Genomic DNA, 26,564 nt, shown 5'->3' with positions numbered 1-26,564 from the left:
TTAGTAGAGAGTAATTCTCACAATTAAACTTAGAAAAAACGAGGAGAAAAAATGCGACTATTAAAGAAATCATTAATAGCACCTAGTTTGGCACTACTTTTAGCTACAAATCTATATTCTGCTTCTTTTACAGTAAATACAAATGATGCAGTAAAGGCTATTGAAAAGATATCAGAGATTTCTAAAGTACCTTTTATAGTAGATAAAAATATTTTAAAAGGTATAACTACAAATACAATAGAAAATATTGATAATCTAGAAGAAGCTTTAAGATTAATATTTGAAGGCACAGACATAGAAGCAACTATACAAAATAACACTATAGTTATAAAAAAATTATCTTCTGTAAAAGTAATAAATGGAACTTATATACTAGATGAAGTTTCAGTTTCTGGAAATTCTTTTAAAAGTGGAAGTGCTGAAGCTGGATATTTAACTGATAATATAACAGGTGTTGGGCTTTGGGGTAAAAGAAGTTTACAAGATACACCTTACTCTATGAGTGTAATACCTCAAGAACTTATAGAAAATGTTCAAGCAAAAGATATGAATCAAATATTTAAAATGAATCCAACTACTCAAGAAACAGGACAATCTCTTACTGGATTAGGAGATGCACAATGGGTAACTATTCGTGGATTTGAAGTAAATAATCCAATTATTAATGGTATTTCATATGCAACTAAATGGGCAAGTGTACCAATGATGCAAGATATAGAAAGAGTAGAAATTATAAATGGTGCAACTGGGTTCTTATATGGTGGAGGAAGAGTAGGAGGAGCAATAAACTATATAACTAAAAAGCCAACAACAGAAGATTTAAGAAATATTACTATTGGAAGTTATGGAAATGAATCATACTATACTCACTTAGATTTAGGTGGACAATTTGATGAAAATAATACTTTTGGATATAGAGTAAATGCTTTATATCAAAATGGAAAACTACCTTCTAAAACTGATACTGAACAAAAAGCAATTAGCTTAGTATTTGATTGGAAACCAACAGATAATTTTTATACTGATATAAAATATTCTTATAAAAATTCTTTAGAAAAAGGTGGAAATTTTTATTTTAGAAGTGTATCAGACCGTAAAGCTATAGATAAAAATAAAAGTTTTAGTCCTGATTGGATACAAGATGAATTAAAATTAAATAAAGTAGAAAATAATACAAAATGGAATATTAATGATACTTTTACTTTAAGAACTAATTTAATGTATGAAAAAACAAAATCAAGAGGAAGTGATATTAATGCTAGTATTGTAGATAAAACTGTTATATCTAGCCTATCGAGTTGGGATACTTATATTTGGAAAGGAGCTTGGCAAGAAACAGAAAATTATGGAGGAAATATATATTTAGATTCAAATTTTGATACTTTAAATATAAATCATAATTTAACTTTAGGTTATTCTATGAATACAAGAAAACATCTAAAAAGAGAAGATGAAGGATTTTTTTATAGATTTGATGGAAATATCTCTTTAAATAATATGAAAAATTTATCAGAGCCTGATTGGAGTACTTTTGGTACAATAGGAACAAAATCATTAAAACCTTCTACTAAATCTGAATATAAAAATATTTTAATTGGAGATGATATAACTTTTAATGAGCAATGGAGTGCTTTGGTTGGAGGAAATTATGCAACAGTTATAAGTAAGACTTATTCTAATAATAAAAAATATGATGAGTCAAAATTGACTCCAACTTTATCTTTAATTTATAAACCTTTTGAAAATTTAACAACTTATGCTACATATATAGAGAGTTTAGAAGAGGGAACAATTGTTGGAAGTTATTACAAAAATGAAGGTGAAATTTTAAATCCATATAAAAGTAAACAATATGAGATTGGAGCAAAATATAAATTAAATGAAAATATTCTACTAAATGGTTCAATATTTCGAATAGAAAGAGCAAATGAATATGAAAAAGATACAACTCCAAAATTAACTTTAACTCAAGATGGAGAAGAAATACATCAAGGAATTGAACTTGGAGTAACTGGAAAAATTACAAATGATTTGACAATTATTGCAGGTGGAACTTTAATGGATTTAAGTTTAGAAAAAGTTGATGATAAATCATTAGAAGGTAAAAAACCAATCAATTCAGCTTCTAAAATGGCAAAATTATATGCAGAATATAATATATCTCAAATAAAAGGTTTATCAATATCTGCTGGAGCATATTATACAGGTAAGAGCTATGGAGATAGAACAAATATAGATGTAATTCCAAGTTATACTTTATATGATGCTGGATTTAGATATAAAACAAAGTTAGATAAATATCCAACAACATTTAATCTAAATGTACAAAATTTAACTGATAAAGTTTATTGGACAAGAAATAATATGATTGGTGACCCAAGAGCAGTTGCTTTTTCTATGAAAATGGAGTTTTAATACAGATATATAAAGAGAAGCTTCTCTCTTTATATCTTAAAAAACAATATAACTCTTATTTTAATTTTACTTTATAATATATAATTTTTAATTACTATACATTCATAAAACAATTCCATCTTTTGAAACAATAAAGTATCTTTTAAAGTTATAAGTAAAGATTTTTTGTAGTAAAATTTAAAACCAAACTTAAAAGGAAATATTATGGATATTTTATCAGATAAAGTCAAGTTAAAAAAAGCATTACGACAACAACAAAATGAGATAAATGACTATACAATATACAAAGCTTTAGCTCTTCAGCAAAAAGATGAAAAAAACAAAAAGGTATTTGAAAAAATAGCAAAAGAAGAAAAAACTCACTATGATTTCTGGGTAAATATCACAAAAAGACAATTAAAACCTCAATCTTTGATTATTTTATTTTATATATTTTTAGTAAAAATACTTGGAACTTCATTTACTCTAAAATTTTTAGAAAAAAGAGAAGCCGGAGCAGAAGAATTTTACAAAGAACTTTTTGAAATATATCCTGAATCAAAAATAATTTATCAACAAGAAACAGAACATGAATTTGCACTCATTGATATGTTACATGATAAAAAACTTGTTTATGCAGGAGCAATAGTTTTAGGAATGAATGATGCTTTAGTTGAATTAACAGGAACATTAAGTGGTATAGCACTTGCTTTTGATAGAAGTATTGTTGTTGGACTTACTGGACTTATTATGGGTATAGCAGCTTCTTTATCGATGGCAGGATCAGCATATCTTGAAGCAAAAGAAAATCCAAATGAACTTATAAAACCTTTGACTTATTCACTTTATACTGGTGTTTCATATATTTTGACAACAGCTATTTTAGTAGCACCATTTTTTATATTTGACTCAATTATGGAATCAATTATTTTAATGTTTATTTGTGCTTTTTTAGCAATAGTTTTATACAACTTTTATATAAGTGTTGCAAAAGATTTGAGTTTTACAAAAAGAGTTTTACAAATGTCAGCAATTACTTTTGGTGTTGCTATTATCTCATTTTTGATTGGATATTTAGTAAAACACTACTTTGGAATAGATATTTAAAAGAGAGTTAACTCTCTTTTAATCCACAGGCACAACAGGATTTAAACTTGAAGTGTTATTTAAAAAGTGTCTATGTTTTTCAAATTGATCTATAATATCTGTAATTATAGCATCTACATCATATCCATAAATATCATAAGCCTTATTTCCATCTTGTAAGAATACTTCTGCTCTTGCATATTTTTTCTGTTCTTTTGTAGGATTTACACTTTCTGGATAAGCATAACTAGGAGTATCATAATTTCTTGCTCGAACTTCATATATAAAATCAAAGTCATTTGAGTGTTCAACTCTTAATCTTGAAATAGCTTTTTCTTTATCATTTGAAACTTCAACTATCCAAGAGTGTTTTTCTAGTTCTGTTTCAACTGTATTCATAGCTTCTATTACATCTTCATTTATAAATCTTCTTGTTTCAGAAACCTTTGGGAATTCTATAATTCTACTAAGCCTTGAACTCCATGTTCCACTTATTTTTCCATGCCTTCCAGCATTCATATGATGTTTTAAGCTTTCACTCCTAATAAGTTCTAAATGCAATGCTTTATAAACTCCCCAACAAGCAATTAGCATTACTAAAGCAAAAGGTAAAGCAACTACAATAGCAGCTGATTGTAAAGCTTCAAGCCCACCAGCAACAAGCATAGCAATAGCTACAACTCCTTGTGAAATTGCCCAAAATACTCTTTGCCAAACTGGATTATTTATTTTTCCTCCACTAGATATTGTATCAACTACAAGTGACCCACTATCTGAAGATGTAACAAAAAATATTGCTACTAAAACTATTGCAAAAATTGATGTTATCGTTGAGAAAGGATAATGCTCTAAGAATTTAAAAAGTGCTATAGAAACATCACTTGAAACAGCTGTTACTAAAGTACTATATCCTTCATTTAAAATAGAATATAAAGCACTATTTCCAAAAACAGTCATCCATAAAAAAGTAAATCCAGCTGGTAAAAATAAAACTCCTACAATAAACTCTCTTATTGTTCTTCCTCTTGAAACTCTAGCTATAAACATTCCTACAAATGGCGCCCAAGATATCCACCAAGCCCAATAAAAAAGTGTCCAAGAACTCATCCAAGATGCTTTTTCTTCATATGTATATAAATTAAAAGTTTTTTGTACAACTTCAGATAAATATGTTCCAATATTTTGAACAAACGCATTTAAAAGATAAAATGTTGGTCCAGCAATAAATACAAATAAAAGTAAAAATCCAGCTAAATATACATTTAAAATTGATAATTTCTTTATTCCACTATCAAGTCCAGATACAACTGAAGCTAAAGCTATTGCACAAATAAGAACAATTAAAATAATTTGAGTATTTATCCCAACTTCTATACCAAAAACATAGTTTAATCCAGAATTTATTTGTAAAACTCCAAATCCTAAAGTTGTAGCAACACCAAATATTGTACCTAAAACTGCAATAGTATCAACACTATGACCTATTTTTCCATATATTTTATCCCCAATTAATGGATAAAGTGCAGAACGAATAGTTAAAGGAAGACCATGCCTAAATGAAAAATATGCTAGAACCAAACCAACTATTGCATATATTGCCCAAGCATTTAAACCCCAGTGAAAAAATACTATTCCCATAGCATCTTTGGCAGATTGAATACTTTGTTCCCCAACGGGTGGATTTGCATAATGAACAATAGGTTCAGCAACTCCCCAGAACATTATTCCAATACCCATTCCAGCAGAAAAAAGCATAGAAAACCAAGAGAAATCAGAATAAGAAGGTTTTGATTGATCAGGACCTAATTTAAATTTACCAAAAGGTGAAAAAGCTAAAAAAAGAGCAAAAATAGTAAAAATAGCAACACTTAACATATAAAGCCAACCAAATTTATCAGCTATAAAGCTTTTGGTGGTACTAAAAATATCCTTGGATAAGCTAGGATTGATAAAAGTAAATACAACTAATAATGTAATAAAGACGACAGCAGGTATAAAAACAGGTTTTAAAACTGTTGATTTCATAGTTCTCCTTTTCATAAAGTGAGTTCTAAAATAACAAAGCTTGTCTTAATGTTTATTTACAAGAGCCAATAAGGAGTTCTTATTTCTATATAAGCACTCTATTTCATCGACTGTTTACAAAATATAAAAATTTTATGAAGTTATATATTATTTATTCAACAATAGTATATAAATTTACTATGAGGCTATCAAAATCTGTAATTTCTGATAATTTTTTAAGCCTTTCTTTTTTAATATTTTTCCAACTCTCTTTAAATATTTCTTCAGCATATTTATCTTCATCTTTATTTATATTTTTTAAGGATTTTAACTTTCTAGTTAAAAAATTTACACTTGTAATCTCATTTACAATTGGTCCATTATTGTTGCTACTATCATAACCTATTAATTCAAAATTAGAATTTTTATATCTAAATATATAGCTCCAATAACCATATCTACCATGTCCATAATCTATAAATAAATTTCCTTTGTCAATATATATACATAAATCTGGAGGGAAATATACTCCTCCATCTTCATTTTCAGAAGAAAAACAATCATAATTACTTATAACAACTTCATAATAATCTTTTTTATTTAAAGCAATAATAATCCCTCTTCTATTTCTATCAACTACTCCAACATGATCAACTTCTATCATATTATTTTCATCTGTTCCTTTTATTATAAGGACAATATCTTCCAAACCATCTTTATTTAAGTCACCTACTAATTTATCATATAAGACATATCCTTTAGGAATAAATTCAAATGGGTCTTTTGATTTAGTTGGTGTTATTACAATAGTATCTGAACTTATAACTTCTTTTTCTATACTATTTGCATATAAAAATATAACTGGTAGAAATAGTAAAAATATCTTTTTCATAGTTTAATATAAAGCCTTTTCAATCATATTTATAATGTTTTATATCACAACTATTTGTAGCTTCTTCAACTAATAATTTTCCTATCTCAGCATAGGCATGTACAAATTTTTTTATTTTTAAATCCGCCAATAAATGTTTTTCATCTAAAGATTCATATTTTAAAATAATATTTGCATCTGGATAATATTTTAATAAAGCATCACAAATAAGTATTTTATCATATGTTTCATTTATAGTCATAATAATACTAGAAGTTTTTTCAACTCTCAAAGCTTCTAAAACTGACTCTTTTTCTAAATTACCAAAATAAGCTCTATATCCAAGTTTTGTAGCTAATTGTACTTGTCGTAAATCATTTGAAACAATCACAAAATTCATATTTCTATCTTCTAAATCTTTTGCTACAACTCTTCCTAAAATAGAAAACCCACAAACTATAATATGATTTCTAGCTTCTATAGGTTCAATATTATCTGATTCATATAAATCTGTTGCTAATGCACCAGATATTTTATATATATTATTTAAGAAAAATGGTGTAAGAATCATTGACATTACAGAAATCAATACTAAAAAGTTTGCTGTTTCATATGGCATTACTCCTTGATTTGAAGCTAAAGTAAAAATAGCAAATGAGAACTCTCCTACTTGACATAGAGCAATAGCAGTTTTAATAGCTGTATTTTTATCTGATTTTCTTCTTATAATTATATATACAGCTAGTGCTTTTAATAGCATTACAAGTAGAAATAGCCCTATTACAATATGTATATTTTGTAAAAAATATATTATATCTATCTTTACTCCAACTGTAAAAAAGAATGTTCCTAAAAGTAAATCTTTTAAATTTACAATATCTGATTCAACTTTTATTTTAAATTTTGTATCAGCTATTATCATTCCAGCTAAAAAAGCTCCTAATGAATATGTAAATCCTAAATATTCAGCTAAAAGAGATGCCCCTATAACTATTGATAAAACTGCACCTATAAAAAGCTCTTCTAATCTAGTATCTGCTGAAAATCTAAGTAACCAAGTAATGATTTTTTTACCAAAAATAAACATAAAAAATAAGATTACAGCTGCACTAATAGCCGTTTTTAATAAAACTTCTGAAATTGATAAAGTATCATTTGTTAAAAATGATATTAAAAGTAAGATTGGTATTACTGCTAAATCTTGAAAAATCAATATTGCTGTACTTCTTTCACCATATGGTGTATAAATATCTTTGGACTGTTTTAAATATGGTAAAACAATAGCTGTTGATGATAATGAAAAAGCCAATGAAACTATTAAAGATACTTCTGTACTTAAATGAAAAACAAAATATGCTACTACAAATATTAAAATTGCACTTATTGCTACTTGTAAGAAACCATTTAAAAGTAATATTTCTTTCATCTTTTTTATTTTATCAATACTTATTTCAAGTCCAATAGTAAACATCAAAAATACAATACCAAACTCTGATATCGTATCAAGAGAGTCCATATTTGCACCCTTAAAATGAAAACCATAAGATAAAATAATTCCAGTTAAAATATACCCAATAATTTGAGATATCCCGAATCTTTTTAATATAATATTTAAAACTGTAGCTAAAAAAATAGCTAAAAACAGAGTCATTAAGAAGTGGTCCATGATAATTCTTTATATAAGATTGTGGGATTATATCAATATTTTTTTAAAAAAATTAAATTTTTTAAAGAATTTTCCTCATTATTTGTTACAAATTCTAAAGAGTTGTCTAATTTTTCTAAAAACTCAAAATTTGTAGCATATTTTTTAAATATATCTATTAAAAAATCACTACTCAAAAATGGATCATTTAAACAAGCAAGTACAATAGAACCTTCTTTTGTAAGTAAATCTAGTTTTTTTATAATCTTTTCATAATCTTTTGAAGCTACAAAAGAGTTTTTTTGAAAAGATGGTGGATCAATAATTACTATATCAAAAGGAGCATCTTTTTTTATTGTTGATATAGATTTTAGTATATTATATGGTAAAAACTTTACTATTTTTGTATCAAGATTGTTTATTCTATGATTTTCTCTTCCTATACTTAAACTTGGTTTTGACATATCTACATTTACAACTTTTAAAGCATCACCATATATTGCTGAAACACTAAAAGCACAAGTATATGAAAAAAGATTTAATACACTTTTACCTTTTGATATAGATTTTATATACTCTCTTCCTCTTTTCATATCAAAGAATAATCCAATATTTCTATTTTTGAAATTTATGTTATATTTTAAACCATTTTCAATAGCAATAAAGTTATCTGGAACTTCACCAAAAATCACTTCATAAAAATCATCATCTTTATATCTTCTTTGTACTACAAAATTTGAAAAATTACAAGTATTTGCGATATCTTCTAAAATTAAGATAAGACTATTCTCTTTTTGACTACTTTCAAAAAAAATGGCAAAAAGAGTATCATTTAAACTATCAACTGTTAGATAAGAAAAATCTTTATAAAAATTCCCTCTTCCATGAAAAACTCTTTTTATCTCTTGATTTTTATTTTTTAAATTATCTAAAATTATATTTTTTAACTCTATTTCATTCATAAGGCGAATTATACACAATTTTTTTACAATCATTACACGATTATTATATAAATTTCCACGATTTTTTCACATTTAAAAAAGGTTTAGCAGTGCTTTTTAATTCATATGAATTTTTATTGATATTTTTACCATTAACTTTAATTTTATATTTTTATTTAAATTCTCTAAAATTAATAACTTTAAGTAAAACAATACTTGTATTTGCAAGTTTATTTTTCTACTCATGGTGGAATCCTATTTATCTTCCTTTAATATTAGGAAGTATGATTTTCAATTTTTATGTAGGAAAATCTTTAGGTAGAAAATCCAATAAATCTATGCTAACTTTTGGAATAATAGGTAATGTTGCTCTTTTAGGATATTTTAAATACGCTGATTTCTTTATAGTAAATTTTAACTGGGCTTTTAATAAAGATGTTCCTTTACTTCATTTAGCATTACCTTTAGCAATTAGTTACTTTACTTTTCAACAAATTGCATTTTTAGTTGATAATTATAGAGGTGAAGTAAAAGAGTTTAGTTTTTTAAATTACTCACTTTTTATTACATTTTTTCCACAACTTTTAATGGGACCAATAGTTCATCATAAAGAGATGATGCCTCAATTTGCTCTAAAATGGCGAAGTTATATAAAATGGGAAAACATATCTTTAGGACTTTTTATATTTGCAATAGGATTAGCAAAAAAAACTTTAATTGGAGATCCTCTTACAGATTATGCACAATATGGTTTTGATAATGCTCAAAAACTAACAATGATAGAAGCTTGGTATGCTTCAACTTCTTATGTTCTATCATACTATTTTGACCTTTCTGGATATGCTGATATGGCAATAGGAATTGCAAAAATGTTTAATATTGACTTACCAAAAAACTTCAATAGCCCATATAAAGCAAGAAATTTTGCTGATTACTGGAGAAGATGGCATATAACTTTGAGTAGATTTTTAGGAGATTATATATATAAAAGTTTAGGTGGGAATAAAAATGTAATTTGGATTATCTACTTAAATATTATGATTACATTTTTTGTATCTGGATTTTGGCATGGAGCTGGCTGGACTTTTATAGTTTGGGGATTATTAAATGGTCTTTTTGTAGTTTTTGCACATATGATGAAAAAAGCAAATTTACAGATGAATTTCTATGTAGCTTGGTTTTTAATGTTTGTAGGACTTATAGTTACAAGAACTCTATTTGTAGCAAAAGATTTTAATGATGCTTGGTATGTAACAAAAACTCTCTTTGATTTTACAAATTTAAAATTTAGTGAACTCTATCATATCGATGTAACATTTCAAGGTTTCTATATACTTTTAGGGCTTATTTTAGCTTTAGGATTTAAAAATAGTGCACAAATTGCAGAAAATTTTAAACCAAATTTAAAATATACTTTATATACAGCAATTCTAATATCTGCTTCTCTTTTTACTTTTTCAAGTGCAAAAGAATTTTTATATTTTCAATTTTAAGGCTAAAGATGAAAAAACATCAAAGATTTATATTTTTAACAATTTTATTTACTTTTATTCTATTTTCAATTGGCTTATTTATCAGATACATAATTGATCCAGTGGGAATAAATAATAAATTTGATATAGGTTTAAGAAAAGATACAGCCTTAGCATATAGAACACAAAAATATGTAGAATTGAATGAATTAAAACCAAATACAATTCTTTTAGGTGGAAGTAGAGTTCACTATTTAAATCCAAAAGATATAGAAAAATATACTCAAGACAAAGTATATAATTTAGGTTTACAATTTGCAACTTTAGAAGAGCAATACTATTTTTTAAAACATTCTTTAGAAAATTTACCTATACATAATGTTATTATTGGACTAAATTTTTATACTTTTAATGATGATTTAAAAGAAAATGGAAGCGATTTTAATAAAGATATTTTTGACCATGGATTTAACTTTTTTTACCAAGTAAAACACTATTTAGAAGTACCTGTATTCAAATATCTAAAATATGTTATTCCAAATAATGATAGAAATTTATTTTATGAAAATGGTGCTATAACTTTATATCATCAAGAAAAAGTTATAAAAAACAATAATAAAGAACATATGTGGAAAGGAACTCTAAATTACTATAAAAAAGTATATAAAGATTTTCACGTTTTAGGAGAAAAAAACTTTGATTATTACAAAAAAATGGTTGAATTATGTAATCAATATAATGTAAAACTAAAAGTATTTACTACAGCGATTCATACTTCTCAATTAAAACTTATAGAAGAAGAAAATAAACTTGATATCTTTGATAAATGGAAAAATGAAATAGCACAAATATTCCCTTATTGGGATTTTATGACAGATAATAGTATAACAGAAGATGATGATAATTTTATAGATTCATCTCATATTAAACAAGAATTTGGAAGCTTATATTTTGCAAAGATTTTTGAAGATTTTGATATAGATATTCCAGAAGATTTTGGAATATTTATAGAATAAATTAGGGCAAAGCCCTAATTTTATTTTGCAATTTTATCTACAAATTTACTAACTGGTGTTACAAGTCTTTGTAATAACATACTTACTAATATAAATGTTACTAACCAAGCAAGAACTGCAGCCCAAGCAGGTAAATATACAAAGAAGATATCATATTTTGCCATAAGTGGCCAGTGAATCAAATATACTTCATAAGAATAAACACCATACATTGTTAAGAATTTACTATCAACTTTTTTAAGTACAAATATAACAATAAATGCCATCATTATAACTATTGACATTATTTGTTCTACAAAGAAACCTTGTCCTAAAATTGATTTTAGAGCTGGCCAAGAGTTTGCACCTGTTCTTTGTGATACATAAAATACTATTACAAACATAATTGCCATAATGATATATCTCATATCAATTGAGTTATCTCTAAAGTTTTTTACAAAATTTACAAATTTATTCTCTTGTCCTTCTTTTACTTGTAAAAGCCAAGCCGCAACAATACCCATAGAAAATGCTACTGTATGAAGTCTATGTAACCAATTACTTCCTAAATCAAAAATATTAAATGTACCAATAATTGTTGCAATAACAGCTAATATAAGTGCTGTTAACCATGGTCTATCTTTGAAAAAGAATAATGGATATAAAAGATAAAACATTATCATCCAAGTAATATACCAAAATGGAGAGTTTACATCACCAAATCCATCAGCAGTAGGGAAAAAACCAAGCATTGATTTTATTACATATCCAATAGAATAAGTTTTATCCATAAAAATAGCATCAGCAATAAACATAATAATTAAAGCTATCCAGAAAGGAATAAATATTTTTATAACTCTTTTTTTATAAAAATCAATAGCTTTCATTGGTCTTTTTAACATACCAACTGTTAGCCCAAATCCAGACATAAATAAAAATAAATCAACTCCAACACCAGCAATAATTGAAAGTGGGAATAAAAACTCACTATTTGTAACTTTCATATATGCAAAGTGTGCAAAAACAACAGTTAAAATACCTAAACCTTTTAACTCATTTGTAACAGATATTGGAAAAACATCATTATGGTTTGATTCTTTTAATGTTGTAAATAAAACTAAAATTATTGCAGCAATAACAACATAAGTAGATAACTGAACACCTGTTAGAGCAACAACATCATTTGTTAGTGTAATAGGACCTATACTCAATAAACACCCCTAATATTTAAATTTAAACTATTTAAGTTTGGGGCGATTTTATCTAAAATTTAATTAATAGAAAGTAAATAAATTTTTATACATTTATCTAAAAAGAAGCATAGTTATGTTATTTTTCCATAAAAATACCGCTAGGAAAATTATGAAAAAATTATTTATTGTTTTATTTTTATTTTCTAATATACTATTTGCAAATATAGGAAATATTACTTTATTAGAAGGTGAAGCTTTTGTAAAAAGAGATAATAACTCTATTAAATTAAATTTTGGAGATATTATAAAAAATAAAGATATTATAGAGGCAAAAGTCAACTCAAAAGTTAAAATAACTTTTATTGATAATACTATTGTAACTATAGGAAAAGAGTCTATTTTAAAAATAGATGATTATTATTATTCAGATGCTGATAAAGATGGTGCAAAAACTGAATTTAGTATTCCAAAAGGTGCTTTTCATACTATAACTGGGCAAATTGGAAAAGTAAATCCTACAAAATTTAAATTAAAAACAAAAAATGCAACTATTGGAATTAGAGGTACAGAATTTTATGGTGATGAAAATAGAATCATATGTACACAAGGTGCTATAACAGTATTCTCAAATGGTATTTTAGTTGATGTTTTAGCAGGAAAATATACAAATGTTTTTGATAATCAACAGCCAAGTAATGCTCAAACACTTCAAAATAATATCTTAGATGAGATAGAAGAAAAGTTAAATACTAATAATCCAAATAAAATAAATCTTGATAATTTTAATAATAATCCAAGTTCACCTTTAGCTTTAAATGAACAAACAGATATTCAAGAGCATTTTGATGACCAAAACTCTTGGGGAGATTGGGATACAAATTTATTAGCATTAAATGATGAAAAGAATAATGCAAAAACAAATAAAGTGTTACAAAATAAAATTAATGATATTAGAGTTGATCCAAATCCAATTGATCCAAATCCAATTGATCCAAATCCAATTGATCCAAATCCAATTGATCCAAATCCAATTGATCCAAATCCAATTGATCCAAATCCAATTGATCCAAATTCTATAATGACAGATTCAAATTATATTCAAGGATTAATAGAAAATAGTGATATTACTAATTTAAATTTTAGTGGAGGAGTATATGGATTAAATACAACAGGTAATATAAGTTTTAATTTATCTATAGGAGGAGGAATTAGTAGCATAGAAGGGAATTTTAATATTGGTCAATATACAGCTAATTTTGGAGGAGAAGTAACACCATATGGTTTTAGTACTACTGGTGATGGATATGGTTATTCTGGTGGTATTAGTGCTATTGTAAATGGGAACTTCTATGGAAGTGAAATGAATAAAGTATTAGGAACAATAGATATAGATGATAATGGCAATATAATCAATAGTTCATTTGATGCATCAAAGTAATAATAAGAAAAAATATGAAAAATAAATTATTAAAAAAACTCCCTTATCTTTTTATCTTAAGTAATATTCTTTTAGCAAATGAAAATTATTCAAATGAACATTTCCAAAAAGCTATTGAAAGTTATCAAAATAGGCTATTTCAAGATAGTTATATATTACTTCAACAATATACAAAAGAAAATAAGCTTTCATCTGATACAACTTTTATACTTGCAAGAAGTGCTTATGAAATAGGTAAATTTTCAGAAGCTTTATCTTTATATAAAAATATGCTAAAAGAAAACCCAAAGAATAATAGAATAAAACTAGAACTTGCTCAAACATATTTTCAACTAAAACAATATGAAGAAGCAAGAATTTTATATGAAGAAGTTTTAAAAGAGCCAACTTTACCTGAAAATGTTAAAAAAAATATAGAATTAACTCTAAATTCACTTAATAACAAATCTCAGAAAAACTTTATAAAAACAACTTTAAGCTTTGGATATGGGTTTGATTCTAATGTAAATAATAATTCAAATGATGATCTTGTATATTGGGGGAATATCCCTTTAAGTATTGAAGATAAAAAAAGTGATCAGGTTAGTGAATATATTTTATCTTTAAATCACACTTATAAAATAAAAGATAATTTAACATTAAACAATAAGTTTTCTGGTTATATGCAAAAATATAATCATGAAAAATACAATGATTTAAGTTTAGTAGTTTTTGGAACAGCACTTTCATATTATTCACAAAAATCAAAATTATCTTTAGCTTTTGATTATAACTATGTTTGGTTGGATAATAGCTCATATTTAAGTAATTATATTTTAACTCCATCTTTTGATTATCAAATTGATGCAAATTTATTATATAAATCAAAAATAAAAATTATAAAAAAAGATTTTAAACAAAATCAGTATGAATTTAGAGATTCTACTTACTATGAGTTACAAAATACACTTGTATTACTTACACAAAATTTTGGTATGAATAGCTTTAGCTTAAATTTTGGAACAGATGATAAAGATGATGGAAAACACTATAATGTAGATAAGGACTTCATAAGTCTAAAATATGATAATATGTATCCACTTACAAAAAATACTATTTTAATAAATGGTATTGAACTATACAAAGATATTTATAAAGAGAATGAGCCACTTCTCTATAAAGACAAAAGACAAAATGATAAGATAATTTATGACTTAGGAATTCTTCACTCTATAAATAAAAACTTATCTATTGGAGCAAATTTTAGATATATAAATAACCAATCAAATCAAAATATTTATGAATATGATAAATATGTAGTAAAATCAAATATTTACTACTCATTTTAATTTTTTAAGATTTTGTACTATGTTCATAAACTCCATCAAAGTTTTTTGGTGGAGTTTTAATAAATTCTTCACATCTTTGAATATATATTTTATATATTTTTTTACTTATTTTACTATTTATATTCTCTAATTTTTTGAAAATTTCCAAAGCTTCTACGAAATCTGAATTTTTATATAAATCTATAGCTCTATGATAAAGTTCTAATTCATCTTTTAAATCATAATTTATATCTTTATATCCTAAAACTTGCCAAATTTCAACTGGCTCATTTTTCCCTTTTACCATTACAAAATCTAAAAACCTAAGTGTATATTCTTCTTTTAATTTATCTTTTGTAAAGTTTGTAATATTTAACTTTGAACCATAATATTTACATAAACTTTCAACCCTACTTCCTAAATTTATACTGTCTCCAATAACAGTATAATCACTTCGTAAACTACTTCCCATTTCACCTACAATTACTTCTCCAGTATTTAGTCCTATTCCTATATCAATTTGTGGTAAATTCTCTTTTTTTAGTTCAAGATTTAGTTTTTCTAATTCTTTTAGTTGTTCTAGTGAAGCTTTTAGAGCCATATCAGCATGATTTTTTATATCTATTGGAGCATTCCAATATGCCATAATAGCATCTCCGATAAATTTATCTATTGTTCCTTGATATTTAATAATAATCTCACTCATAGGCTCCATATATCTATTTAAAAACTTTATTAAATCTTTTGCATTAAGTTGTTCTGAAATATTTGTAAAACCTCTAATATCACTAAAAAATATAGTAACTTCTTTATTTTTAGCACTAAACTCATCTTTATTACTATTTTTTAAAATATCTTCCATAACACTTTTTGAAACTTTTGAAGCAAACTTTGCTTTTACAGCTTTTTCACTTCTTATATTGTAAAAATAGTCAAAAATCAAAGATAAAATAGCACCAAAAACTATGGCTAGAAAAGGAAATACTATATTTATAGCAACTCCAAAATTAAAAAGAAGCTTGTAACTTGCTACTAAAAAAGAAAATATAAATATAAAAAATACAATAGGTTTTAGATAAAAATGACTATAGGTTATAAAAATAACAATAAGAAAAGATAATAAAAATATTAAAACAATATTTACACCATCTAAATATGAAGCTTTATGTATAAAATCACCTTCCAAAATATTATCTATAATATTTGCATGTACCTCAACACCAGGAAAAACAGACTCAAAAGGTGTTGCTCTCAAATCAAACAATCCAGCTGCGCTCGTTCCAAAAAGTGCTATTTTATTCTCTATATCTTCAATATTAAAGTTATTTTCATATATATCTTTTGCACTAAAATATTTAAAACTCTTCTCAGCCCCACGATAGTTTATAAACATTCTTCCAAATCTATCTGTTGGTATTACAATATCATCTAGAACTATATTAGAAACACCATTTTCATCATAATTTATAAAAACTCTTTGAGTATCATTTAAAACTCTAATCATCTCTAAGGCTAAAGATGGATACAAAATATCATCAAAAGATATAAAAAGTGGCACACTTCGTATAACTCCACTCTCATCTGGAATAATATTAAAAAAGCCACTTGAATATGCACTATTTTGTAAGATTGGAAGATTTAAAACGGTACCCTTTGCTTCTATTATAAAATTTTCATCATTTTGTCTATTCTTTTCAACAAAAACTGCTGGAATTGATGGCTCTTGTTTACTACTATTATTTAATAAATCAAAACTATATCCTAAAATAACAGGTGAATTTTCTATAGTTTTTGAAAACTCTAAATCATAATCTTCTAAAGTAGCATTAATATTTAGTTTTTTAGCTATTTTTATTGGGGAAGTTCTATCCTCTTCTGCAAAAACAATATCCATTCCAACAACAGAAATATTTGATAAAGTTAGATTTTCTATAATCTTTGATAATTTATCTCTACTCCAAGGCCATTGACCAAAAGCTTTTATAGAAGCTTCATCTATATCTATTATTACTACATTTTGGCTAGTAGGTATCTCTCCTCTAAATAAAAAGTATGAATCTCTTATCCTATTATCAAAAGAGTCCAGTAAATTTGGAAAAAAAATATATATAAAAGTTAAGAAAACTGATACAAAAAGAGATAAAGAAGAGTAAATAAAGAATTTTATAAAATTTATTTTAAACATCTAACTGCTCTTGTAAAAGTTCTGTTTTACAATACTCTTTTAAAGCATTACTATTTTTAAAGAACTCTAGTAAATCCCCATCTATTTCACCATCTTTTACCATAAAATCTAATATTTTAAATACTTCACTTAATTTTTTTATTCCTTTATATGGTCTATCAATAGAAGTTAATGCTTCAAAAATATCTGCTAAGATTAGAATCCTATCTTCTAATACCAAATCTTCTGAACTTAAACCTCTTGGATAACCTTTTCCATTTAATTTTTCATGGTGATTTATAGCTATGTGTGTAATATTTGAGTATTTTTTAGGAAAAGGCAAAGCACTTAACATATCATAAGATAGTTTTGCATGAGAGTTCATAATATCTTTCTCTTCTAAAGTTAAAGTTCCTTTTCTAATAGATAAGTTATATATCTCATCTGCATTTAAAAGTTTTTCTTCTTGATTGTTTAAAATATAGATATATGAAGATAATTTTTCAACTCTTTTTATACTTTCATCACTCATAAACTCTCCACCTTTATTTGATGTATTTATAAAATCTAAATCATCTTCAATAGCCTTTAGTTTAGTTTGATACTCTTCTTTACTTATTTTGTCTTCTAAGAACTCTATTTTTAAATCTCTTTTTATTACTTCAACTCTTAATTTAATTAATTCAAAACCATCTAGTAATTTTTGAAGTTTTGTTGATTTGTCAATTACCCATTCAGGAATAGAGATTTTTCCAACATCATGAAGCTTGGCAGCTAGTTCTATCTCTTTTAAATCATTTTTTGAATAAACAGTATTTTTATATATTGTATCATCAGCACTTATTGATTTTGCAATTAATGGAGCTAACTTTGACATCTTTGTAATATGAGTAGAAGTATGTCTTGATTTTGCATCAATAGCATTTGCAATAGCACTTACAAATGCTTCTAAAAACTCTTCCAAACTAGCAATCAATCTTGTATTTGTTAAAGCCATTGCTGCTTGAAAAGATAAAGCTTTTAAGATTTTTTCGTCATCAGAAGTGAAAAAGCTATTTTTCTCTTTTATATTTTTATTTATTAATTGAATTACACCTATTACATCATTTTCATGATTTACTAAAGGAATAACCAACATAGATTTTGAACAGTAGTTTGTAGTGTTATCAAACTTTTTTGTACCTTCAAAATTATACTCTGTTGAGTTGTAAACATCTTGAATATTTATTATCTTATTATCCAAAGCACTAACAACAGCAACCATTTCTCTATTTTGTTTACCATTTTCTAAATATAAAGGTAGAGAGTTCCAAGATATTTTTTGTTCTTTTGTTCCTAAAAAGACATTTAGACTATTATTTTGAACTACTTTAAAATCAAGATATTTTTTATCTTCACTTATTAAATATAGTGTTCCTGCATCACTTTTTGTAAGATCTCTAATCAAAGTTAAAATCATCTCATATAATTGCTCTTTATCTTGTTCACTTGCTAGTTTTAAATTTATATCCATAAATCTATCAAATATTTCAATATCCTGAATAGTAGAAGTAACTTTTAAACTATTTATATCTACTATATCCCCATCTTCTAAAACTTTACCACCATTTTTTAAAATACCTAACTCTTGGATTTGCTCTTTTATCTCTGTAATGTATTCATATTTTAAGTGATATAAATATATTTGAATATCATCTCTTTTCAAATTTATAAGAGTGCTATTTAAACTATTTGGTGTTAAATGTCTGCTAATATCTGATAATTTTTGTAATCTATTTGGAAAAGAACATTCAATAAAAAGTGCTTTTATACTTAAATCATTATTTAGGTACTCAACTATATTATCATTGATAAAAGTATCTCCACTTATTAAATAGCTTTTTTTAGCCCTTGTAACAATAAATCCAAAAGCACCATCTATATGGTTTGCATTAATTGGCTTAATTGTATGTTTATCAATAATAATTTCTTCATCTTCTTTTATCTCTTTAAAAATAAGGCTATTTTGATTACTATTTAATAGTTTTATATTTGAAAAATCTGGCCAAATTTGATTATTAAATATACTATTTTTTAAAACTTCCAAAGTTTTAGCTGAACCATATATTGTAAGAGGAGTAACTCTATCTTCGAAATAATTATCTAACATAAAAGGAATATCAGAAATATGATCTAAATGAGAATGAGTTAAAAAAATATGATTTATTTGAAATGAGTTTTTTTCTAATGAGTTGATTATATTTCCAGCATCAATAACTATATGTTTAGAGATTTGAAATGAAGTAGTTCCACTATTTTTTGATTTACTTCCACTACTTCCTAATACTTTAATACAATTCATAAAACTTTCCTTATTTTGTTATATTATATTATAACAAAACAAGGCTATAGTTTTAAATTATTTTTCTACAAACTCTTTAATTCTATTGATTCCATCAACTATTGCTTCCATAGATGTAGCAAAAGATAATCTTACATATCCTTCCATACCAAAAGCAAGTCCAGGCACAAGTGCAACTCCAGTTTGTTCCATCAAATCAGCACAAAACTTCATAGAGTCATTACTAAATTTTTTAATATTGATAAATAGATAAAAAGCACCATCAGGATCATAACAAGATAGATTTTTTATATCATTTATAGCTTTTACTGCATAATCTTTTCTTTTTTCAAATTCAACTCTCATCATCTCAATATCTTTATCTGCATCACCTTCTAAAGCTGGTATTGCCGCATATTGAGTTATAGAGTTAATATTTGAAGTAGCTTGTCCTTGAAGTTTTGACATAGCCTTTGCAAGTTTTGGATCAGGACAAGCGACATAACCAAATCTCCATCCTGTCATAGCTACAGATTTACTTAATCCATTTATTGTTACAGTTCTATTGTACATATCTTCACTAACTTGAGCTGTTGCTGTGAATTTTTTACCTTTATAAATTAGTTTTTCATACATTTCATCAGATAAAATTATGATATTAGTACCTTTTAAAACTTCACCAATCTCTAATAATTCTTCTTTTGAGTAAATTGAACCAGTTGGATTTGATGGAGAATTTAGCATTAAAATTTTTGTTTTTGGTGTAATTGCAGCTTTTAATTGATCAGCCGTTATTTTAAATTCAGTTGATTCATCTGTTTCTATAAAAATAGGTTTACCACCTGAATATATAACTAATTCTGGATAAGTAACCCAATAAGGAGATGGTATAATAACCTCATCACCATCATCAATTAAAGCTTGACAAAGATTAAAAAGTGAATGCTTTGCCCCATTACTTATAACAATCCCTTCTAACTTATAATCTAAATTGTGGTCTTTTTTTAACTTATTAATAATTGCTTGTTTAGTAGGTTTTATACCTTCAACAGCGGTATATTTTGTTTTTCCTTCATTTATTGCCTTAATAGCTGCATCTTTTACAACTTGTGGCGTATCAAAATCAGGTTCACCTGCACTAAAACTTAAGATATCTTTACCTTGTGCTTTTAACTCATTTGCTAAAGCTGTTATTGACAAAGTAAGTGAAGGAGATAATTTCTCCATTCTATTTGCAATTTTCATAATAGTTTTCCTCAATTAAATTATCATTACACTTGTGGTATAATCATTGGATTTTATCGAATTTTTACTTAAAGGTTTTGAATGGATTTTGAAATAGAGATAAATAACACTATAGTAAAAGTCGAACTAGAAAATAGAAATAATATTAAGCACTGTTATTTAAGAATTTTAAAACAAAATCTTATACAAATTAAAGCAAATAGATATTTTACTTTAAATGATGCAAAAATCCTAGTACAAAATAGAAAAAAATGGTTAGAAGAAAATCTACAAAAAGTAAAAGAAAAATCCTTAAGTGAAGATGAATTTTTATTGTTTGGTAAAAAAGAAAAAATAGACAATTTCAATATAAAGAATCTTGATATTTTCTATAAAAATGAGATACAAAAACATATTCCTAGCTTAGTTGAAAAGTATTCAAATATTATGCAACTATATCCTACAAAAATATCTTACAGAAAAAATAAACGAACTTGGGGTTCTTGTAATTATAAAAATGAATTAAATTTTAATATTTTACTTATGAAGTATCCACTTTTTATAGCTGAATATATAGTCGTTCATGAGTTAGCGCATATAAAACATAAAAATCATTCTAGAGATTTTTGGAATTTAGTAGAAAAATATTCTCCAAATTACAAAGAGATAGAAAAGATATTTAAGACTCTTTTATAATAATTCTTATATCTTCAAATTTTTTAAAAAGTTTTTCATCTAAAGCTTTATTTTCAAATATTCCAAAAGCTCTTTCATCATATTTTTCACTACTTTCATTAACACTTTTTTTTGTTCTTTCTACACTATTTGATACAAAAAATGATATCTGAGTAATATTATTCAAATTTGAAGATTTTAAAAGTGATAAGATATCTCTTTTTGCATATTCAAATTCTACTTTAAATACCTGATGAGTTAATACAAAAATAAGTGTATCATTTTTTACATATGCAAATTTTATTCCACTTTTTAATTTTAAAGGTAGTATATTTACAAATCTTTTTATTTCTAAAAAGGTGTTAATTTTATCAAAACTAGGAGTATTCTGGATATGAGTAAGTATTTCATTAATTTTTTTCATTCGCTAATTATAGCAGGAGTTTTATTTAGTTTTAGTGGTTGTGGTTATAAAGCTGATCCAGTTTATTCTCCAAATGATAAACAAGAAACAAAACAACAATGATTTATGATTATATAATTATTGGAGCAGGAATTGCTGGTTTAAATGCTGCACGATTAATCCCAAAAGATAAAAGAGTTTTAATTCTTTGTAAAATGTCAACTTGGAATTCAAATACATTTTGGGCTCAAGGTGGAATAGCTAGTGCTGTTGATGAAAGTGATATTCCTATGCACATAAAAGATACACTTGAAGCTGGTGCAAATTACAATGATAAAAATGCAGTTGAACTTCTAAGTAGTGCATCAATACCAGCAATAAAAGAGCTTATAAATGCTGGAATGAAATTTGATTTAAATACAGATGGTTCTTTAGCATATACAAAAGAAGCTGCTCATAGTAGAAATAGAATTTTACATGCTTGTGGAGATGCAACAGGAAGAGAGATACATCTTTTCTTACTTGAACACTGTCCTCATGAAATTATAACTTCTGCTGTAGCTTGTGATTTATTAATAAAAGATGATATTTGTTATGGAGTTCAATACTTTATAAAAAATGAACAAAAAGTATTATTTGCACATAATACTATAATAGCAAGTGGTGGGTTTGGTTCAATTTATAAATACCATACAAATTCAACTGCAAATGCAGGAGAAATGCAAGGATTAGCTGTCTTAAAAAATCTTCCATTAAAAGATATGGAGATGACACAGTTTCATCCAACAGTTTTAAAAGGTACAACATTTGCACGAAAACCTCTTTTAAGTGAAGCTTTAAGAGGAGAAGGTGCTTTTATAGTTGATGAAAATAATAAAAGATTTCTATTTAATTATCATAAAGATGGAGAACTAGCACCACGAGATATAGTAAGTCGTTCAATATTTGATTATCATAAAAAAACAGGTTTAAAAGTATATTTATCATTTGAAAAATTTGAAAAAAGAGCATTTAAACAAAGATTCCCCAATATATATGAAAATATAAAAGATTTAGGATATGACTTACCTTTTGAAAAAGTTCCAATAAGTCCAGCTTTCCATTATGCTATGGGAGGAATACAAACAGAACAAAATGGCTTAATAAAAGGCTTTAAAAATCTTTATGCAATAGGTGAAGTTGCTTGTACTGGAGTTCATGGAGCAAATAGATTAGCTTCAAATTCTCTATTAGAAGGATTGGTTTTTTCAAAACTAGCAGTTGAAAATTCTTTAAAAGAAAACTTTAAAATAGATATAAAAAATTTTGATAAAGAAATTCTAAATTATACAAGAACTACTGAAATTGATAAAGAAATCAAAGATGGTTTAAGAAAAATCATGTGGAATTGTGCTGGAATTGTAAGAGAAAAATCTGAGTTAAAACAAGGCTTAGAGCAAATTGAAGAATTCTTGAAAAAAGATATTGGTAGACTTGTATATTTAAGACTTTTATGTGCAAAAGAGGTTTTAAAATCTGCAATAAAAAGAGAAAAATCATTAGGTGCACATTTTATAAAAGAAGATTAAAAAGAGTTTTTAGATAAAATACACGATTAAAAAGTGTAAAAGAAAGGTTAAATTTATATGAAACATGTACCAATAGTAGTGTTAGATTTCGGTAGTCAATACACACAAATTATTGCTAGGAAGCTAAGAGAAAGTGGAGTTTACTCTGAAATTGTTCCTTATAGTGAGCCAATTGGTGAAATTATGGCAAGAACTCCAAAAGGAATTATCCTTTCAGGTGGTCCAGCTTCAGTTTATGCTGTTGATTCTTATCATCCTGATACTACAATTTTTGATTTAGGTTTACCTATTTTAGGAATTTGTTATGGTATGCAACTAATTGCTCAACATTTTGGAGGAAGTGTAGTTCCAGCATCAAGCCACGAATATGGAAAAGCTAAATTAGATTTTGTTGGAGAAAATCCAATATTTAAAGATACTCCAAATGGGCAAACAGTTTGGATGAGTCATGGAGATAGAGTTGAATCAATTCCACAAGGTTTTGAAAAAATAGCAACAAGTGAAAACTCTCCTTATGCAGCAATAGCAGATACAAATAGAAATATTTATGCTTTCCAGTTTCATCCAGAAGTTTATCACTCTGAAGAAGGAAGCAAACTTCTAAAAAACTTTGCAAAATATATTTGTGGTTGCGAAAGTACTTGGAATATGGGAAGTTTTGCAAAAGAGCAAATAAAACAAATCCAAGATAAAGTTGGAAATAAAAAAGTTTTATGTGCTGTTTCAGGTGGAGTTGATAGTTCTGTTGTAGCAACACTTTTATTTGAAGCTATTGGAAATCAAGTAATTCCAGTATTTGTTGATAATGGTCTTTTAAGAGCAAATGAAAGAGAACAAGTTGAAACTATCTTCAAATCAAGAGGAATAGATTTAATAACAGTTGATGCAAGTGAGCAATTTTTAACAAAACTTACAGGTGTTACTGATCCTGAAAGAAAAAGAAAAATTATTGGAGAAACATTTATTGAAGTATTTGATAAAGAAGCTAAAAAGCACTCTGGAGTTGAGTTCTTAGCACAAGGAACTTTATATACAGACGTTATAGAATCTGTTTCAGTTAAAGGTCCAAGTAAGACTATAAAATCTCACCACAATGTTGGTGGGCTTCCAGATTGGATGAAATTTGAACTTGTTGAACCTTTAAGAGAGATTTTTAAAGATGAAGTTAGAGAACTTGGTCTTGAGCTTGGACTTCCAAGAAATATGATAAACAGACATCCATTCCCTGGTCCTGGACTTGCTATAAGAGTTATGGGAGATGTAAATAAACCTGATTTAGATTTACTAAGACGTGCTGATGTTATATTACTAGATGTTTTACATTCAACTGGTTACTATGAAAAAACTTGGCAAGCATTTACAGTTTTACTAAATGTAAAATCTGTTGGTGTTATGGGAGACAATAGAACTTATGATAATACAGTTTGTGTAAGAATAGTAGATGCAACAGATGGTATGACAGCAACTTTTGCACATATTCCGCATGATATACTTGAAACTATTTCAAGAAGAATAATAAATGAAGTTGATGGAATCAATAGAGTAGTTTATGATATTTCATCAAAACCGCCAGCAACTATTGAGTGGGAATAAAATAGAGCATTATCTTTTTGCTTGATACTTCATCGTTTTATAAAAATTAGCTTCAGTCGTTTACAAAAAGTAAACTTCCTTGCTAATTTTTAAACTCTTCGCCTAAAACAAAAATCTAAAGCTCTATTGGAGAATTTAATGAATTTTATAAAAGTCTTCTTTCTTTGTTTTTTTACAATTTTAATTCCAATATCTCTGTATTATGCTATTTTGTTTTTTATTTTTGGAAAGTGTGATCCAAAATTTGGTTGTATTGGTACATTTATGCTTTCACTAATGATTAATGCAATAGGTTCTTTAATTTCTGCAATATCAATATCATTTGCATATTTTATAATAAATAAAAATTATAATTTAACAAAAAACAATATTAAAAGTTTAATAATAATTTCCCTTTTAATTAGTTTTATTTGCTATTTTATTGTGTACTTTATTGAATTATCAAAGAGTTTAACATTATTTATTATTTTATGGATTTTATTCTCTTTTTTATCTTCATTTATTATGTTAAAATTTTATAAATAAATCAAAAAATAGAGGGATATGCTATAAAAAAATTTATATTAATTAAATTATTTATCCTTTTTAATATTTTAATTGCAAATGAACAATTTAATCCAAGTTTTGATTGCTCAGATATAAAAAAAGAAACAGTAAAAAGCTATATATGTGCTGATGAAAAATTATCTTTACTTGATAACACTCTTGCAAAACTCTATAAAAAAGCTTATGAATTAAATCTAAATAATCATTTAAAACAAAGTCAAAAAAAGTGGTTAAAAAAAAGAGATGATTGTAAAACAATAGGTTGTATCGAAAAAAATTATTTAGAAAGGATAGATTATTTAGGCAATTTATTAATTAAAGAAGATAAATTCTACGATTATGCCCTATTTTATAAGGAAAAACCTTTTTTTAAAGAGAAAAGTCATTTGGAATTTATAAAAGGGTTTAATGAAAGTTTTGAAAGTTATTTAGATTATGCAAAAAAATTTAGCTATGTACGAGAAACAGAAAGTTTTAAAGAAATATTTAAGAGTACTTCCCAATATGATTTAAAAGAGTGTAATGTTAAGTGGTGGACAAAAGCTGGAACAATAAATGTTGGATATGGTGCTATATGCACTGCAAAAAAAGAAGAAAAAGAGGTAAAAGTATTTGCTTGTTATAATATGGCAAGTGTATTTGGAATTGAAGAGCCGATTATAGAAAATGAATTTGAGCTTATAAAATTTTTAGAACAAAATTGTTATGGTGGCTAAATTTACTTA

19 protein-coding genes and 1 pseudogene are annotated in these 26,564 nt (G+C 25.9%); 11 read left to right on the top strand and 9 right to left on the bottom strand.

Annotation, left to right across the window (positions count from 1 at the left end):
* Positions 1–51: 51 nt before the first annotated feature.
* Together ALANTH_RS04435 and ALANTH_RS04430 are read left to right on the top strand one after the other, a co-directional pair.
* Positions 52–2,415 carry a TonB-dependent siderophore receptor gene (locus ALANTH_RS04435; protein WP_026807969.1) on the top strand — a complete coding sequence of 788 codons (2,364 nt, stop codon included), beginning with the start codon at positions 52–54 and terminating at the stop codon, positions 2,413–2,415.
* A gap of 204 nt (positions 2,416–2,619) precedes the next feature.
* A complete protein-coding gene (locus ALANTH_RS04430; protein ID WP_026803651.1) occupies positions 2,620–3,501 on the top strand; it encodes a VIT1/CCC1 transporter family protein in 882 nt (293 codons plus the stop codon).
* A gap of 18 nt (positions 3,502–3,519) precedes the next feature.
* Here the strand turns inward: ALANTH_RS04430 and ALANTH_RS04425 are convergent, their stop codons facing one another.
* From ALANTH_RS04425 to ALANTH_RS04410, 4 genes are all read right to left on the bottom strand, one after another.
* Complete coding sequence (locus ALANTH_RS04425) at positions 3,520–5,505, bottom strand: BCCT family transporter (RefSeq protein ID WP_026807970.1); 1,986 nt, start codon at positions 5,503–5,505, stop codon at positions 3,520–3,522.
* A 151-nt stretch (positions 5,506–5,656) separates the two neighbouring features.
* Positions 5,657–6,376 (bottom strand): hypothetical protein, encoded by a 720-nt coding sequence (locus tag ALANTH_RS04420; RefSeq protein WP_026803649.1) that lies wholly within the window; start codon positions 6,374–6,376, stop codon positions 5,657–5,659.
* A 19-nt stretch (positions 6,377–6,395) separates the two neighbouring features.
* Positions 6,396–8,021, bottom strand: a complete 1,626-nt coding sequence (locus ALANTH_RS04415) for a cation:proton antiporter (RefSeq protein WP_026803648.1) — start codon at positions 8,019–8,021, stop codon at positions 6,396–6,398.
* A gap of 32 nt (positions 8,022–8,053) precedes the next feature.
* Positions 8,054–8,962, bottom strand: coding sequence for a class I SAM-dependent methyltransferase (locus tag ALANTH_RS04410; protein ID WP_029888355.1), 909 nt, complete (start codon positions 8,960–8,962; stop codon positions 8,054–8,056).
* Positions 8,963–9,051: 89 nt separating this feature from the next.
* Between ALANTH_RS04410 and ALANTH_RS04405 the strand changes: the two genes are divergently transcribed.
* Positions 9,052–10,434, top strand: a complete 1,383-nt coding sequence (locus ALANTH_RS04405) for an MBOAT family O-acyltransferase (RefSeq protein WP_026807972.1) — start codon at positions 9,052–9,054, stop codon at positions 10,432–10,434.
* A gap of 8 nt (positions 10,435–10,442) precedes the next feature.
* The gene (locus ALANTH_RS04400) at positions 10,443–11,429 is read left to right on the top strand and encodes a hypothetical protein (RefSeq protein WP_026807973.1); all 987 of its coding nucleotides are present in this window, start codon (positions 10,443–10,445) and stop codon (positions 11,427–11,429) included.
* A gap of 20 nt (positions 11,430–11,449) precedes the next feature.
* Here the strand turns inward: ALANTH_RS04400 and ALANTH_RS04395 are convergent, their stop codons facing one another.
* Positions 11,450–12,619, bottom strand: coding sequence for an acyltransferase family protein (locus ALANTH_RS04395; protein ID WP_228133199.1), 1,170 nt, complete (start codon positions 12,617–12,619; stop codon positions 11,450–11,452).
* Between the two features lie 151 nt (positions 12,620–12,770).
* On the opposite strand from ALANTH_RS04395, the gene ALANTH_RS04390 reads away from it, so the two are divergent.
* Both ALANTH_RS04390 and ALANTH_RS04385 read left to right on the top strand, forming a co-directional pair.
* A complete protein-coding gene (locus ALANTH_RS04390; RefSeq protein WP_051678405.1) occupies positions 12,771–14,039 on the top strand; it encodes a FecR family protein in 1,269 nt (422 codons plus the stop codon).
* Between the two features lie 14 nt (positions 14,040–14,053).
* Positions 14,054–15,367: a tetratricopeptide repeat protein gene (locus ALANTH_RS04385; protein WP_029888357.1), complete on the top strand. Its 1,314-nt coding sequence runs from the start codon at positions 14,054–14,056 to the stop codon at positions 15,365–15,367.
* Positions 15,368–15,371: 4 nt separating this feature from the next.
* Here the strand turns inward: ALANTH_RS04385 and ALANTH_RS04380 are convergent, their stop codons facing one another.
* From ALANTH_RS04380 to ALANTH_RS04370, 3 genes are read right to left on the bottom strand one after another with little or no spacing between them, the layout of a single operon-like run.
* Positions 15,372–17,531, bottom strand: coding sequence for a CHASE2 domain-containing protein (locus ALANTH_RS04380; protein ID WP_029888358.1), 2,160 nt, complete (start codon positions 17,529–17,531; stop codon positions 15,372–15,374).
* A complete protein-coding gene (locus tag ALANTH_RS04375; protein WP_026807977.1) occupies positions 17,524–19,851 on the bottom strand; it encodes an HD domain-containing phosphohydrolase in 2,328 nt (775 codons plus the stop codon). Before ALANTH_RS04375 ends, ALANTH_RS04380 begins: the two co-directional genes overlap by 8 nt.
* A gap of 57 nt (positions 19,852–19,908) precedes the next feature.
* On the bottom strand, positions 19,909–21,075 hold the full coding sequence (locus ALANTH_RS04370; RefSeq protein ID WP_026803596.1) for a pyridoxal phosphate-dependent aminotransferase: 1,167 nt from the start codon (positions 21,073–21,075) through the stop codon (positions 19,909–19,911).
* An 81-nt stretch (positions 21,076–21,156) separates the two neighbouring features.
* Between ALANTH_RS04370 and ALANTH_RS04365 the strand changes: the two genes are divergently transcribed.
* A complete protein-coding gene (locus ALANTH_RS04365; protein ID WP_026803595.1) occupies positions 21,157–21,750 on the top strand; it encodes a M48 family metallopeptidase in 594 nt (197 codons plus the stop codon).
* Here the strand turns inward: ALANTH_RS04365 and ALANTH_RS04360 are convergent.
* Entirely contained in the window at positions 21,734–22,153 is a 420-nt protein-coding gene (locus tag ALANTH_RS04360; RefSeq protein WP_026807978.1) for a hypothetical protein, read from the bottom strand. The genes ALANTH_RS04365 and ALANTH_RS04360 overlap by 17 nt on opposite strands.
* Before the next feature lie 98 nt (positions 22,154–22,251).
* Here ALANTH_RS04360 and nadB point away from each other — a divergent pair, with 98 nt between their 5' ends.
* From nadB to ALANTH_RS11415, 4 genes and pseudogenes are all read left to right on the top strand, one after another.
* Positions 22,252–23,700: an L-aspartate oxidase gene (nadB, locus tag ALANTH_RS04355; protein ID WP_026807979.1), complete on the top strand. Its 1,449-nt coding sequence runs from the start codon at positions 22,252–22,254 to the stop codon at positions 23,698–23,700.
* A gap of 57 nt (positions 23,701–23,757) precedes the next feature.
* Positions 23,758–25,293 (top strand): glutamine-hydrolyzing GMP synthase, encoded by a 1,536-nt coding sequence (guaA, locus tag ALANTH_RS04350; RefSeq protein WP_026807980.1) that lies wholly within the window; start codon positions 23,758–23,760, stop codon positions 25,291–25,293.
* Between the two features lie 521 nt (positions 25,294–25,814).
* Positions 25,815–26,078: pseudogene (locus tag ALANTH_RS11535) on the top strand (lysozyme inhibitor LprI family protein); the annotation flags it as partial.
* A 147-nt stretch (positions 26,079–26,225) separates the two neighbouring features.
* Positions 26,226–26,555, top strand: a complete 330-nt coding sequence (locus ALANTH_RS11415; protein ID WP_026807982.1) for a hypothetical protein — start codon at positions 26,226–26,228, stop codon at positions 26,553–26,555.
* The last annotated feature ends 9 nt before the right edge of the window (positions 26,556–26,564 follow it).

It is taken from the genome of Aliarcobacter lanthieri (genome assembly GCF_013201625.1).
GTDB lineage: Bacteria > Campylobacterota > Campylobacteria > Campylobacterales > Arcobacteraceae > Aliarcobacter > Aliarcobacter lanthieri.
The sequence above is the reverse complement of the archived record's forward strand: the minus strand, read 5'-3'. Positions and strand labels throughout refer to the sequence as shown.